This is a genomic window from Vogesella mureinivorans, from assembly GCF_007644035.1.
In the GTDB taxonomy this organism is placed as follows: domain Bacteria; phylum Pseudomonadota; class Gammaproteobacteria; order Burkholderiales; family Chromobacteriaceae; genus Vogesella; species Vogesella mureinivorans.
Map to the genome: position 1 here is coordinate 1 of NZ_VMTV02000542.1, position 345 is coordinate 345.

General features: G+C 73.0%; 1 protein-coding gene. It reads left to right on the plus strand.

The genetic code is table 11. The annotated features are described in order from the left end of the window. Positions 1-261 (plus strand): nicotinate-nucleotide--dimethylbenzimidazole phosphoribosyltransferase (locus FLQ44_RS14455; protein WP_206208896.1); only part of this gene is annotated, 261 nt, incomplete at its 5' end. Positions 262-345: the final 84 nt, after the last annotated feature.

Consider the following 345-nt stretch of genomic DNA (forward strand, 5'->3'; position numbering starts at 1 on the left):
GCCAGCGCCGCCGCGCTGTGCGCCGTGCATCTGAACGCCGAGGTGCGGCCCTGGCTGCTGTTCGCGCATCGATCCGAGGAGCAGGGCCATGCGCGCCTGCTGCAGGCGCTGCATGCGACCCCGTTGCTCGAGCTTGGTCTGCGCCTGGGCGAGGCCAGCGGTGCAGCGGTCGCGGTGCCGCTGCTGCGGCTTGCCTGCGCGCTGCATGCCGGCATGGCCACCTTCGCCGAAGCCGGCGTCAGCGGGGCTGCCGATGCTTGAGCTGCTGCGCCATGGCGACACCGGTCAGGTCGGCTTTCGCGGCCAGCTGGACGATCCGCTGAGCCCGGCCGGCTGGGCGCAGAT